Origin of the sequence: Chthoniobacter sp., assembly GCF_040003245.1 — a bacterium.
Lineage (GTDB): Bacteria > Verrucomicrobiota > Verrucomicrobiia > Chthoniobacterales > Chthoniobacteraceae > Chthoniobacter.
Genome location: NZ_JBDUCX010000184.1, coordinates 1 through 13,771, shown reverse-complemented (window position 1 = coordinate 13,771; position 13,771 = coordinate 1). Strand labels below are relative to the sequence as shown.

The 13,771-nt window shown below is 60.9% G+C and carries 12 protein-coding genes; 9 read left to right on the top strand and 3 right to left on the bottom strand.

Annotation, left to right across the window (positions count from 1 at the left end; genetic code table 11):
• On the top strand, positions 1-1,154 hold a 1,154-nt coding region (locus ABJF10_RS21915), incomplete at its 5' end, for a uroporphyrinogen-III synthase (RefSeq protein WP_348546745.1).
• Here the strand turns inward: ABJF10_RS21915 and ABJF10_RS21910 are convergent.
• Complete coding sequence (locus ABJF10_RS21910) at positions 1,123-1,923, bottom strand: hypothetical protein (protein ID WP_348546744.1); 801 nt, start codon at positions 1,921-1,923, stop codon at positions 1,123-1,125. The genes ABJF10_RS21915 and ABJF10_RS21910 overlap by 32 nt on opposite strands.
• Positions 1,924-2,710: 787 nt before the next feature.
• Between ABJF10_RS21910 and grpE the strand changes: the two genes are divergently transcribed.
• From grpE to ABJF10_RS21895, 3 genes are all read left to right on the top strand, one after another.
• Entirely contained in the window at positions 2,711-3,559 is an 849-nt protein-coding gene (gene grpE, locus ABJF10_RS21905; protein ID WP_348546743.1) for a nucleotide exchange factor GrpE, read from the top strand.
• A 68-nt stretch (positions 3,560-3,627) separates the two neighbouring features.
• Positions 3,628-5,211, top strand: coding sequence for an Hsp70 family protein (locus tag ABJF10_RS21900; RefSeq protein WP_348546742.1), 1,584 nt, complete (start codon positions 3,628-3,630; stop codon positions 5,209-5,211).
• A 28-nt stretch (positions 5,212-5,239) separates the two neighbouring features.
• A complete protein-coding gene (locus ABJF10_RS21895; RefSeq protein WP_348546741.1) occupies positions 5,240-6,946 on the top strand; it encodes an SUMF1/EgtB/PvdO family nonheme iron enzyme in 1,707 nt (568 codons plus the stop codon).
• Positions 6,947-7,170: 224 nt separating this feature from the next.
• On the opposite strand, the gene rpsU is transcribed toward ABJF10_RS21895, so the two are convergent.
• A complete protein-coding gene (gene rpsU / locus ABJF10_RS21890) occupies positions 7,171-7,371 on the bottom strand; it encodes a 30S ribosomal protein S21 (RefSeq protein ID WP_348546740.1) in 201 nt (66 codons plus the stop codon).
• A gap of 188 nt (positions 7,372-7,559) precedes the next feature.
• On the bottom strand, positions 7,560-8,348 hold the full coding sequence (locus ABJF10_RS21885; protein WP_348546739.1) for a tetratricopeptide repeat protein: 789 nt from the start codon (positions 8,346-8,348) through the stop codon (positions 7,560-7,562).
• A 152-nt stretch (positions 8,349-8,500) separates the two neighbouring features.
• On the opposite strand from ABJF10_RS21885, the gene ABJF10_RS21880 reads away from it, so the two are divergent.
• The 5 genes from ABJF10_RS21880 to lptC all read left to right on the top strand — a co-directional run bounded on the left by ABJF10_RS21880 (position 8,501) and on the right by lptC (position 13,594).
• A complete protein-coding gene (locus ABJF10_RS21880; protein WP_348546738.1) occupies positions 8,501-8,929 on the top strand; it encodes a Minf_1886 family protein in 429 nt (142 codons plus the stop codon).
• A gap of 39 nt (positions 8,930-8,968) precedes the next feature.
• On the top strand, positions 8,969-11,536 hold the full coding sequence (locus ABJF10_RS21875; RefSeq protein ID WP_348546737.1) for a pitrilysin family protein: 2,568 nt from the start codon (positions 8,969-8,971) through the stop codon (positions 11,534-11,536).
• Between the two features lie 89 nt (positions 11,537-11,625).
• The gene (locus ABJF10_RS21870; protein WP_348546736.1) at positions 11,626-12,081 is read left to right on the top strand and encodes a DUF1844 domain-containing protein; all 456 of its coding nucleotides are present in this window, start codon (positions 11,626-11,628) and stop codon (positions 12,079-12,081) included.
• Positions 12,082-12,162: 81 nt separating this feature from the next.
• Positions 12,163-12,906 (top strand): 3-deoxy-8-phosphooctulonate synthase, encoded by a 744-nt coding sequence (kdsA, locus tag ABJF10_RS21865; RefSeq protein WP_348546735.1) that lies wholly within the window; start codon positions 12,163-12,165, stop codon positions 12,904-12,906.
• Complete coding sequence (lptC, locus tag ABJF10_RS21860; RefSeq protein WP_348546734.1) at positions 12,890-13,594, top strand: LPS export ABC transporter periplasmic protein LptC; 705 nt, start codon at positions 12,890-12,892, stop codon at positions 13,592-13,594. Before kdsA ends, lptC begins: the two co-directional genes overlap by 17 nt.
• Positions 13,595-13,771 lie beyond the last annotated feature (177 nt).

Genomic DNA, 13,771 nt, shown 5'->3' with positions numbered 1-13,771 from the left:
CGTCGGCGCTGTCCGCGCCGGCCTACGCGGGCATTCCCGTCACGCATCGCGACCACGCCGCACAGCTCACCATTTTCACCGGCCACGAAGACCCGACGAAGACAGAGAGCTCGCTGGATTTCAAGCAACTGGCCACCGCGCCGGGGACAAAAGTGATGCTCATGGGCGTGGAGCGGATCGGTGTGATCACCGGCCGCCTGATCGAGCACGGCGCGTTGCCGAAGACTCCGGTCGCCCTCGTGCGCTGGGGCACCACGGGCCGCCAGCAGACGCTGCGTGGCACATTGGCGGACATTGCCGCGAAGGTCGAGGACACCGGTTTCAAGGCGCCCGCCGTGTGCGTCATCGGCGATGTCGTAGGGCTGCGCGACAAGTTGAACTGGTTCGAGACCCGCCCGCTGTTCGGCAAGCGCATCGTGGTCACCCGCACGCGCAAGCAAGCCGGCGGCCTGAGCTCGGCGCTGCGGCGTCTCGGCGCGGACGTTTTCGAACTGCCCACGATCCGCATCGTCCCACCGAAAGAACTGCTCGAGTTCGGCGAGCTCGTGCAGGACGCCCATCGCTACGACTGGCTCGTCTTCACCAGCCCGAATGGGGTGAACGCCTTCTTCGAGATGTTTTATAAGATCTTCACCGACGCGCGGGAGATCGGCGGGGTGCGCATCGCGGCGATCGGGCCGGCGACCGCGGCGCGCGTGCGCGACTTCCGCCTCCATGTCGACCTGCAGCCGGACGAATACGTCGCCGAGGGGGTGATCAAGGCGTTCCAAAAGGATTCCTCCGTCGAAAACCTGAAGATTCTCCTCGTGCGGGCCGAGCAGGCGCGCGATGTCCTGCCCAACGAACTGGCCCGACTGGGCGCCATCGTCGATGAAGCCGTCGCCTACCGCACCGTGCAGGAGACGGAGGACATCAGCGGAGCGCAGGCGCGTTTCCGCGAGGAAGGCGCCGACCTCATCACCTTCACCAGCTCTTCGACCGTGGAGAATTTCCTCGCTCTCAATTTTCCCTGGCCCTCCGCCCTGAAGACCGCCTCCATCGGCCCCATTACGTCCAAGACGATGCGCGCCGCCGGCCTGAAAGTCGACGTCGAGGCGAAGCAGTACGACATTCCCGGCCTGATCAAGGCGGTTCGGGGATATTACGGGGTGTAGCTGGCTTCGTCTTCCAAGAGAAGGACGTGGATTTCATCAGGTCGAGTTCAGCCCGAAGACTATTGATATTGCCCAAGGCAGCGACGGTGAACGGCTGATCTTTGGCGGTTACATCAAAGTAACAGTCGGGGTGATTAGAGTCCTGGGCAGGCGTGAGGAACAGAATGAACGCAGGAGCTGCTTCTTTGACGTGGGGCCAGGTTTTTTCGCTCGAATAGAAGACCTGGACTCCGCGAGTGTCGCCTTTCGGCAAATTGCCAGTCAGGACGGAGATGACTTGAGCGAGCAGCGTCCCGCTACGCCCGCTGACGCCCCCATCCCAAGGCCTTGCGATCACAATGAGGTCGCTTTTGGCGACGCCCTTCTCAATCTGATTTTCCGTCAGCGCAAAGAAAGCGTCACGACTGCCAGGGTGCCAGTCGGAGTATTTCAAAGCCTGCGCCCAAGGAAAGAAATTGGGATCCTGAACATAATGCGTGGGATGAAAGAAATGGCGATCCAGACGAATGAGTGGCGAGTAAAAGCGGCCGAGCCATTCGTCGGAATACCCCTCCCAATAGCCAAAACGCGGCTGCCAATGGATGGCTGGCGTACTGACTGTGTTCCCATCACTAAATTCGTAGACGATTGCGCTCCAATAGCCGCCCGCCCGGCTGTTGATGGCGTAGGTGGCGATGTAGAACGCGGTGAGCAGCAGACCGATCAGGAGCACCCTGCGCATCCAGAGAGCGCGACGGGTTGTAAGGGGTTGTAGTCGATCTGGTTTCACGGGGTGGGGGAGTTCCTAGGAATGCAGAACGTGGGAGGAAGTCGGATCATAAATTATCTCATTCCCAGCCAGGGGTCACAACCTCCACATAGATTACGGTGTGTAGTTTGCGGTCGGTCGTCGGGGCGGGAGAGACGCCAAGCAACGTCTTCGCGCCATTTTGTTCTTTACTTTTCCAGAGGTGCGTGATACTATGCAAAAACATCAGGACATGAGAGGGTGATTGCGGCGGAGAGTGAGTGAGTGAGGGTTCTTTGACAGGATAGCTAAAGGAAGCGGTCTTAGTGCAATTGACTTGCAGTGAGACGGAGTTGCGTCCGATCTGCCGCCCGAGCGGCGGGATGGGGTAGTATTTCGTGCCACTCCAGAGTCGATCGTGACCAGTCGTGCTCAATCGTGTCTAATCGTGCCTCTAATTTTTTCCAGTATCCACGGGTGTCGGGATGGCCAGAGGGCACCGCTAATGCAGATACATTGCATCGAGCGGTGCATTCAGGGGCGGTCGGCGGAAACCAAGCGCGTGAGAAATGCGGAACCGCACAGGACGTGAAGCCTATTCAAGGTGATCAAGGCAACTCAAGGTGATCAAACCTTCAAAATTTTGGGATGGCGCTCCGAAGATGAGAATGGGGAGAGTGCTAAGGAGTGGCTCAAAACACTCCTGCTCAGCGAATCTACGTGTTTCCCCGACTAAATCCGGTTCCAGAAGCGCTTTACACAGAGCGTGCGTTTAATTCTGAGAATTACAGTCCGGTTGGCGTGAATTTCGCTAAATCAGTTTCGCGTTATGCCTCAACAAGAAGAAAAACTGGACGCCGATTTCGACTCTCAGTTGCAGGGCCTTTTCCAAGAGGCAACCCAAAACATCGAAGATCGCGATACCGCCGCCCGTAAAACGGAGGAGGGTAAGGAACAGGAGATCACCCGCCGGGTGGAGGAGCGGATGGCCAAATCTTATGTGAGCGTGCCGCAGATGCTGCGCCCGCTGATGCAGGTGCTCGAGGCGGTGACGAGGGCCACGGGGGATAATACGACGATTTTACAGAAGCTCGACAAATCCACGGACGCGGCGAGCACAGCGCAAGCCGATCTGCCCACAGTGGTCAGCGGCTTGCAATCGATGTTGGAACAGAAGAATGGCCTGAACCAGCGGATGTTCGATGCGTTGCACGAGGAACTGAAAGGCTACAAGGACGGCTTCCTGCTCGAGACGGTACACAAGCCGATCATTCGCGACCTGATCTCGCTCTACGACGACCTGTCCCTGATCCATCGGCAGATGCAGGACGCGGTGGCCGATGCGGCCAAGCTGCCCTCGGAGGTCGCGAACAAACATCTCGCACGGCTCAAGACCATGGACACGAATATCGAGCACAACTGCTTGTTCATCGTCGAAGTCCTGGCGCGCCTCGAGGTGGCCATGCTACCCGTGGGCACGGGCAAACTCGACAAACAGACCCAGCGCGCCGTGCAGGTCGAAATCGCCGAGGACCCCGACGAGGACGGTGACATCGTAAAGATGGTCAAGCGTGGCTTTTACTGGAAAGACCGGGTTCTGAGGGCCGAGGAAGTGATCATCAAGAAGTGGAAAGAAGGATTCCTCGTTGCGCTTGCCAGCGGCGCACCTCAAAAGTAAGTGCTTTTCTTCACAAGGCACGTATCCTGCGACAAATCCTACTGGATACCGACTTTTACCCCGCAAAAATGAGCGTTTCCGACTCCGCCCCTTCCTCCCGCAAAGCAGTAGGTATCGATCTTGGCACCACCTTTTGTGCGATTGCCCACATCGATGCCTACGGCAAGCCGCAGATCATTCCCAATTCAGAGAGTGAGCGCATCACTCCCTCTGTAATCCTGTTCGATGGCACCAATGCCATCGTTGGGACGCTCGCCAAGCAGAATGCCGTGGCCGAGCCGGAGAAAATCGTCGATTTCGTGAAGCGCGAGATGGGCAAGAGCAAGGCGCAGTTTCACCGCGAGTTCAACGGGAAGATCTACTCGGCCGAGGAGCTTTCCGCGCTGATCATCAAGAAGCTGAAAAACGACGCGGAAAAGTATCTCGGCGAGCCGGTGACGGACGCGGTGATCACCGTGCCGGCTTACTTCAACGACGCCGAGCGCACGGCCACGCTGCACTCGGGCCAGTTGGCCGGGCTGAACGTCTTGCAGGTCATCAACGAACCGACGGCGGCCGCCTTGGCCTACGGTCTCGACAAGCTCGACTCGGACCAGACCGTGTTCGTCTTCGATTTGGGCGGCGGCACCTTCGACGTCACGATCATGAAGATCGAGACCCACCACATCCGGATGATGGCCAGCAACGGCGATCATCGGCTGGGCGGCAAGGACTGGGACGATATCATCGTCAATTGGGTCGCGGATGAATTCGACAAGATCCACGGGGAGAATCCGTTGCTCGACTTGCAGAGCTACCAGGATCTCTACAACCGGGCGTTGACCGCCAAGATCCAGCTTTCCAGCCGCACCCGCACCACCATCGTGCACAGCTACAATGGCAAGAGCGTGAAGCTCGACCTGACGCGCGATGAGTACGAAAACCGCTGCCGCCACCTGCTGGAAAAGTGCAAGACGATCTGCGAAATCGTCATGCAGGAGGCAAACCTCGACTGGACCAAGATTGATCGCATCCTGCTCACCGGCGGCATGACGCGCATGCCTTCGGTGCGGGACATGATCAAGGCCATCTCCAACGTGCCCGTGGCCGACGATGTGAGCCCGGACGAAGCGGTGGCCATCGGCGCTGCCGTGCAGGGCGTGCTCTCGCTCCTGGGCGAAGAGGACAAGCTCGGCGAGCGCAAGCTTCCGCAGGAAGTCCGCGACCAGTTTTCCAGCGAGGACGGCTCGCTGATCAAAGTCACCAACATCACCACCCACACCCTCGGGGTCGTGCTCTGGGACGATGGCAAGGTCGAGGAGTATGTCTTCCCGATGATCCGGAAAATGACGCCTGTGCCGGTGGAGACGAAGAACTCCTTCGGCACCGCCAAGGCGAACATGAAGAACGCGATCGTGCGCGTGGTGGAGGGCGAAAGCACGGTGCCCGGCGAGTGCACGCCGCTTGGCATCTGCGACATCGAGTTGCCGCCCTTCCTGCCCAAAGGCTCGCCGGTGGAACTGACCTACAGCTATAACGAGAACCAAGTGCTCGAGGTGATCGTCGACGCTTACGGGCGCCAGAACCGTGTGCAGATTGCGCGCAATACCGGGCTCTCGGAAAGCGAGATCGAAACCGCCACCGCAGATTTGTTGCAAATCAAGGTGGTCTGAGCCGATGGTTTGATTTCATTTTCGGCTTGTGGCGTTACCAAACCCGATTCCCGACAATCCGCTGCGCTGGGACGGTTGGAAGAATTATAATTCCGACGACCTGTATGCGCGGCTCTGTCTTTCCTACGAGTCGAATCCGAGCCCGGATCAGATCGAGGAGAACTGCCGGCAACTGGCGGTTTGGTGGCAGAAAAAGCTGCCGCTGAAGAACCAGCCGAGCAATCCGCTCTCCCAGTTGCTGCGGGCGGGCCTGGACGAAGCGCCGGCCTATCTGGCGGAAGCGCGCACGAAGCTGCTCGACCCTGAGACGCGGTCGCAGTTCGACCAGATGTTGCATTCGCAGATCGTCCTGGAGGCGTTGGGCGAATTCAAGAAGCTGCTCGCCTTCGCGCTGGGCGAAAACAAGTTGCGCGAGGAAGACGAAAACCGCCTTTACGAGCGCGGGCGCGGGCTGGGGCTCACGCGGAGCGATATGCAAGCCACCGTCGATGAGGAACTGACCCGCGTGGGTGCGGAACGCGTCGCGGCGACGATGTTCGTGGCCCCTCCCACTGCGGTGGCGGCGCCGACGGCCGGGGTCGGTGGCGGTACCGCCATGGTGATGCCGGCGGGCATGGAGGGCACGGATGCTTTCTCGGAGTTTCGGCGGATGCTGCGGCTTTCCAAGCTCTGTATCGACGGTGACGAGATGACCGACGACCAGCGCGACGCCATGTGCAACATGGGCGAGAGCCTCGGGCTCACCGGCGGAGAGGCCGAAGACTTGATCGACGAGTATCTCGAGGAAATGAGCGGCATGCCGCCGACCCCTCTCGCCCCAGCCGCGCGAACTGGCGTGGCGACTGCACCGGTCGCGAGGCCGGTGCCTGCGGTGGCTAAGCCGGCTCCGGCTCCCGCACCCGTGAAAAAGACGGTATCGGCGGCCTCGATCGTCGCCTCGGCGAGGGACGCGATCAATACGTCGCCCTTGGGTCGCGCCCAGGAGCGGTTGAAGTATCCGGCATATACGAATCCGACCGGCATCGAGATGCTCCTCGTCTCGTCGGGGACGTTTCACATGGGCAGCACAGAGCGGGACGCGGGTCCGACCGAGCAGCCGATCACCCTGGTCACGCTGAGCTGCTTTTACCTTTCCCGTTTTCCGATCACGAACGCGCAGTACGAGAAATTCGACCCGACGCACAACAACAAGCGTGCCCCGGGAGCCGGCGACAATCACCCCGTCGTCTACGTGAACAGCAAGGATGCGGAGAAATTCTGTCAGTGGCTGACCTCCAAGGAGGGGAAGAAATACCGGCTGCCCACCGAACCGGAGTGGGAGTACGCCGCGCGTGGCATGGACGGTCGCATCTTCCCGTGGGGCGAGCGGCTCGACGCCGGCAACCTGGCCAACTTCGCCGACAAGCAGACGAATTTTGCCTGGCGCGACACCGTCATCGACGATGGCTTTCCCGAGTCTTCGCCCGTGGGCAGCTTCCCGCGCGGCGCGAGCCCGTTCGGTATCGAGGACATGGCCGGCAATGTCTTTGAGTGGTGCCTCGATTATTTCGAGAACTACAAAGGCAAGGAGCGCGTGAATCCGCGCGGGCCGATCAGCGGCCCGAAGCGGGTCTACCGCGGCGGAAGCTGGAAATCGCGCGCCGCGAATTTGCGCACCACCGCCCGCAATCACAATCTGCCCGAGTACTCCTCGAACGACGTCGGCTTTCGCGTCCTCTGCGAGTGCGAGGCGTGAGGCGCTCGGAGCGGTAGTCGAAGGACCCCGTCGTAATTGCCAATGGCATCGCTCGTAGAGCGACGGGGTTCATCGATTGTCCCCACGGCACCACGGACTTCTCGCTTCGCTCGAATCCGTTGCACTCCGCTCTCGATGACTGATCAACAGAAACAAAACAGCCAGCCCTTGCGAGGCTGGCTGTTTGTAAATGAAATGAGGCTGGAGACCCCGGTCCGATCCGCTTAGTTGGACGTGTTGAAGCGGAACTTCGCCTTGGCGCGCTTGGCGTTGGACTTGGCTTTGCGCTTCGACTTTTGCGTCGGCGTTTCAAAAGCGCGGAGGCGACGGACTTCGTCCATGATCCCCTCGGCGTCGAGTTTGCTCTTGAGGCGTTTGAGAGCGCGATCAATAGGCTCTCCTTTGCGAACGATGACTTCAGGCATGTGATTTCCCTTTGGGCTGATGGTTTGGTAAAATTCTCTAAGCGGGGTGCCAGCGTAGGAGGGGAAGAGCCGGGCGTCAATGGCAGGTTTCGGAGAATTTAATTGCAGGAAATGTCCACTCGTCGAATTTCCTCTTTAATGAGCCCATTTACTCTGGTGAGAGGCCGCCGCGCCTCTCTTTGATAAAATTATTCCCTATCGATCCGCTCGATCAACCGGGCCTTCAGCCGGTCAAATTTGGGGTCCTGGACGAGGGCCAGACTCGCCCGCGCCTCAGGCTTGTTACCCAGTTTCATATGAACACGCGCCAGATTGAGCAGCGCAAAGTCCTTCTGCGACGAAATATCGGACAGATGCTGCCACGCTTTGAGCGCCTCGCCCCAATCCGGCTTGGCCACGGAGTAAAATGTCTCGGCGAAGGCGCGAGCGTATTCGGCATTGAGCGGCTCCAGGCGTGCGGCCTCGGCAAAGTGCTGGAGCGCTTCATCGATCAGCGAGTCCGATTCGGAATGCGTCGCGTCATGCAGATCATGCCGAAAGAGGAACACGAGGTTGGCGTAACTGAAATGGTAGGCGGCGTTCTCCGGCGCATTGCTCACCGCCCGTGCATAGTAACCAGCCGCTTTCTTCACCTCGCCGGCGGCGAAGGCACTGCCGCCCAGATGATCGAGCACCGCGGCATTGTGGGGATCGAGCTTCTCCGCGGCGAGCCACGTCTCCACGGCGCGAGAATGCTCACCAATCGTCCACAAGAATTCCGCGTGCCCATTCTTGATCGCGGCATCGCGCGGATACTTCGTCTCGAGGTCGCGGAAGACGCCATCGAGCTTCAGCAATTCCTCGCGGCCCGCCTGCCGCGCAAGCAGGGCGGCTTCCATCAATTGCGCGGCGTGCAGTTCACCTTGGGGCGTGCTCGGCGGCGGCGCGGGCGGAGCCGCCCGCAGAAATACGGTGCCCAACAGAAAAGCGCCGGCCATTGCGAGCAGTTGACGCTGCCGGACAACGTGCTTACTTTCGGCCCGCAGTTTGGGAGTGTGAATTATTTTCACCGACTGAACGTAGTGTAAGCGCAGGTTCCTCCGGCGCCAGCACGCGTTTGGCCGACCGCTCCCGACGGCCATCTCCAACTATGCAGAAACTCGACTTCGGTGAAAAACTCGATCTGATCGTTGAACAGGATTCGCGATACGATCGTGAGGCCTACCACTTCCTCCGCGATGCGCTCGACTACACGGTCAAACAGCGCAAGAAAGCGAAGGAGGGGGGCGACCACGTCACCGGTCAGCAACTGCTCGATGGGATCCGTCAGTATGCCCTGAAGGAATACGGCCCCATGGTGCCCACGGTCCTGGGTTATTGGGGCGTGCGCCGTTGCGAAGACTTCGGCGAGATGGTCTACAATTTCATCCGCGAAGGCATTTTCGGAAAGACGGAGGCCGATTCCATCGATCACTTCGGCGGCGGCTATAGTTTTCACGAGGCGTTCGTCGCTCCATTTCTGCCGGAAAAAGCACCCGCCACCCGTTCGACCAGCGAAATTGCGGAAGAGTTGCATTGATCGCTTCCGGTCTTCCCCGGCCGACCGATCGTTTTGTTCATGATTCCCCAATCCTATTCCACGGGCCCTGAGGCCCCGCGTAGCATCAGCTACCCCGCGGTCAATGCCCGCACCTGGACCCTGCCGAATGGCCTGGGCGTCATCGTGCAGGAAGACCACAGCTCACCAGTGGCCAGCGTGCAGGCGTGGATCGAGACGGGCAGCATCCATGAGGACGCCCATCTCGGCGCCGGGCTTTCCCATCTCCTCGAGCACATGCTCTTCAAGGGCACGCCCACCCGCGGCGCCAGCGCCTTCGCGCAGAGCATCCAGGACGCCGGCGGCTACATCAATGCCTACACCTCTTTCGAACGGACGGTCTACTGGATCGATATTCCGTCCAAGGGCGTGCCCGTCGCGCTCGATTTGCTGTCCGATGCGGTGATGAATTCCACCCTCCCCGTGGAGGAGTACACCAAGGAGCAGGAAGTCATCCGCCGCGAATTTGCCATGGGCATGGACGACCCGGATCGCATGAGCGGCCAGGCGCTCTTCGCCACCGCTTTTCGCGAACATCCCTGCCGGCACCCGATCATCGGTTACCTCGATGTCTTCAACGGCCTCCAGCGCGACGAGGTGATGGCCTACTACAAGAGCCGTTACGTCCCGAACAACATGTTCTTCGTCGTCGTGGGCGATGTCGACGCCGACGCCGTGCACGCGAAGCTGGCCGAACTCTTTGCGCCTCACCCGCGCCGCAGCCTGCCGCCGGTCTTCATTCCGCAGGAACCGCCGCAATTGGGCCGGCGCGTCTCGCATGGTGAATTTCCGACCGAACTCACCCGGTTGCACATGGCCTGGCATATCCCGCCGTCTTCGCACGCCGATATCCCGGCGCTCGATGTCGCCGCCGTGGTCCTGGGCAGCGGGCGCAGCTCGCATCTTTACAAGTCCCTGCGCGAAGACCTTGCCATCGTCCATTCCGCGGATGCGTGGTGCTATGCGCTCACGCATGGCGGGTTGTTTGGCGTCGATGCCGTGCTCGATCCGGACAAGCGCGACCAGGTCGAGCGCGAGGTGCTGTGGCTCATCGCCCACTTGCGCGACCAGGGCGTTACCGACCAGGAACTGAACAAGGCGAAGAAGGCCTCGCTCAGTCATCAACTCCAGGCGGTGACCACGATGCGCGGGCGCGCCTCCGACCTCGGCTCGAACTGGCTGCTCGCGCGCAACCTCGATTTCTCCCGCGACTATCTCGAGGCCGTCCAGCGGGTGACGTCGCAGGATATCCAGCGCGCGCTGGCCAAATATCTCGTCGACCAAAACCTCTCGATCGTTTCGCTGAATCCGCCCGGCGCCCTCGCGGCCGTCCAGCAGGCGGAGACCGCTGTGACCGCTGGCGAGATCCAGAAATTCGAGCTGTCCAACGGCCTGCGTCTGCTGGTGCGCGAAGACCACCGCCTGCCGCTGGTTTCGATCAATGCGTCCTTCAAGGCCGGGTTGCTCGCTGAGACCGCCGCGGACAACGGTCTCACGCGTCTGCTGTCCAAGGTGCTGCTCAAGGGCACGAAGACGCGCACTGCCGGCCAGATCGCCGACCAGATCGAAGACATGGGCGGGGTCATTGGCAGTGACGCCGGCAACAACAGCGTCAATGTTTCCGCGCGCGTCATGCAGCCCGACTTCCGGGCCGGATTGGAAATCCTCGCCGATGTTGTGTGCCATGCCACGATGCCGGAAAAGGCGGTGGGCCGGGAAAAGGAAGCGCAGCTCGCCTCGATCAAGGCCGAGGAAGAAGAGATGACCGTCGTGGCGCGCAATATCCTGCGCGCGGAATTGTTTGGCGCCCATCCTTACGGCCTGCGCGCGTCGGGCACTCCGGAATCCGTGGCCAGTATCACGCCGGATGCGCTCCGCGCCTTCCGTGATCGCCATCTGGTCGCGCGCAACGGGGTGCTTTCCGTTTTTGGCGACGTGCGTGCCGAGGAGGTGCGTGCCATTGCCGAGGAATTGCTCGGCGCGCTGCCGTCCGGCGAACCCGCTCTGGCCACCGTGGCGGAAGTTCCCGTGCTGGCGGCTTCGCGCGAAGTCGAGGCCATCCGGGACAAGGAGCAGGCCGTGCTTATGGTCGGCTTCCCCGGCACGGATTTGTTCAGTCCCGACAATGCGGCACTCGAGATCATCGACGAAGCCTGCAGCGACCTCGGCTCCCGCCTCTTCCTGCGCATTCGCGAGGAAATGGGCCTCGCCTATTTCGTGGGCAGCAGCCAGATGAGCGGCCTCGCCCGCGGCATGTTCGGTTTCTATCTCGGCACCGATCCCGCGAAAGTGACCGACGTAAAAGCAGCATTGAACGACGAGATCGCCAAGCTCGCCGCGCACGGCCTGGCCCCCGAGGAACTCGCTCGCGCCAAGGAAAAATACATCGGCCAGCAGGAGATTCGCAACCAGAGCAACCAGGCCTTCGCCTTCCAGGCCGCGCTCAACGAACTTTACGATCTCGGTTACAACTATCACCTCGAGCAGCGCCGCCAGATCGAGGCGCTGACCGTGGAGCAGGTGCAAGCCGTGGCGCGGAAGTATTTCACCCAGCCCGCCATCACCGCCGTCGTCCGCCCCAAGGCGTGACCGGTAGGGACGCCGCGCCGTCGGCGTCCTCGGCGTGCGTTCCAAAAATTTCCTTCGCACCGTTGCTCACGCCCGCGTAGTCTTTATCTATGGCTGAAGTCCAAACCCAAACCGACGCGGGCGAGATGACGCAAATTTTCATCGAGTTCGTGATGATGCAGGCGCAAAACGCCGCGCTGTGCCTCGGGCAGATCACCGATCCGCGCATGGGCCAGCCGCAGGTGAATATCCCGCTGGCCAAGATGTTTATCGATCAGCTCGCCGTGATCCAGGCGAAGACGGCGGGCAATCTTTCCGCCGATGAGCAGAAGGTGATCGACAGCGCGCTCGACCAGATGGAACAGGCCTTCGTGCACGTGGCCTCAAGGACCGAAGGTTATCACCCCGGCGAGTCGCTCGCTCCCGACCTCGAAGAGCCGCCGGCGGCCGCACCAGAGGCCGCTGCACCCGCCCCAGAACCCCCACCCGCAGCGGCGCCTGCCCCTGCACCGGAGGCGCCGCCGGAAGAAGGCCGCAAGCGCTTCACGAAGAGCTACGGAGCCTGAGCCGAAGTGCCACGTCCGTCGATATCTGTGGGGCCATGCCGTCTGGGCGGCCCTGAACCGCTCTACATCCTCGGTCCTTGTGTGATCGAGTCGGAGGAATTTGTCTGGCGCACGGCCCGGCAGTTGAAGGCGATCGCCGCGGAAGTGGGCGTGCAGTTTGTTTTCAAGGCCAGCTACGACAAGGCGAACCGCACGTCGGTGAAGTCGTTTCGCGGTCTCGATGTCCGGGGTGGCTGCCAGATCCTGGCCAATATCGGGCGTGAACTGGGTGTGCCCGTGACCACGGATGTTCATTCTCCCGAGGAGGTGAAGATCGCGGCCGAGTATATCGATATCCTGCAAATTCCCGCCTTTCTGTGCCGGCAGACCGATCTGATCCAGGCTGCCGCGGAGACGAAGCGCGTGGTGAACGTGAAGAAGGGCCAGTTCCTCGCTCCATGGGATGTGAAGAACATCGCCGACAAGCTGATCGCCTTCGGCAACGACCAATTCTTTTTTACGGAACGCGGCACCACTTTCGGCTATAATAATCTCGTGGCCGACATGCGTTCTCTCTACTGGATCCGCGAGGCGGGCTATCCCGTGGTGTTCGATGCGACGCATTCCGTGCAGCGTCCCGGGGGCGGGGGAGACAAGACGAGTGGCGATGGCGTGCTCGCCCCGGTGCTCGCCCGCGCAGCGGCGGCCGCAGGATGCGATGGCATTTTCATCGAAACACACGAAGATCCCTCCCAGGCACTGTCGGACGGCCCCAATCAAATTCCGCTCGCGCAATTGGCTACATTGTTGAAACAATTACGGCAGATACATGACCTCGTTCGTTAAGCATACCGCGGTCCTCGTTGCCGCGTTGATCGCGACCACGGCGCTGGCGGAGAAATCCGGGGATGGCAAAGCCGCCCCCAGCCCCGATGGCAAGGAGGCGACGGTCAAGAAACCGAAGAAGCCCAAGGGTTCGAAAAACTCCGACGACCCGAATGCCCCCAAGAAGATGGACATTCCCGTGCAGCCGGGGCACCCGTCCAAGGGGCTGAGCATTCCGTATTTCGACTCGAGCGGAAAGCGGCAGATGAATTTCCAGATCGGCGTGGCTTCGCGCATCGATGCCAATCACATCGAAATGACGGATATGCAGGTGGAGACCTTGAATGAGGAAGGCGAGCACGAGATGCAGATCGATCTGCCGACCTCGATCCTCGACACCGACACGAGCGTCATCACGACCAACAAGCATGTGACCATCAAGCGCGCGGATTTCGATCTCACGGGCGAGGCGATGGTCTTCAACACCAAGACCAAGCAGGGCGGCCTCGGCGGCGGCGTCCGCATGCTCATTTACAATCTGGACGAGGAAACTTCCGATGCGGCCAAGCCGGCCGAGCCCAAGGCCGCCAAGGCTCCGAAAGCCAGGAACGCGCCCGACACCTTCAAGACTCCCCAAGCCAAAGAAGCGGCCAGCCCCTCCGCTTCCGGAGATCAACCGGACAAGTTTTACACCCCTGGGCCTAAATAAAAGTGATCAAGAACATACTCCCCATTTTCCTCGCCGCGGTGGTCGCCTGTTCGCCGGCCCTGGCGCAAGGCCCCGGCGAAAAACCGCTCACGGAAAGCGAACTGCTCAAGCAGATCGAATCCCTCAAACCCGGCAAGGACGGCGCGGCGACGCCCGCTCCGGCCACGAATCCCGCCA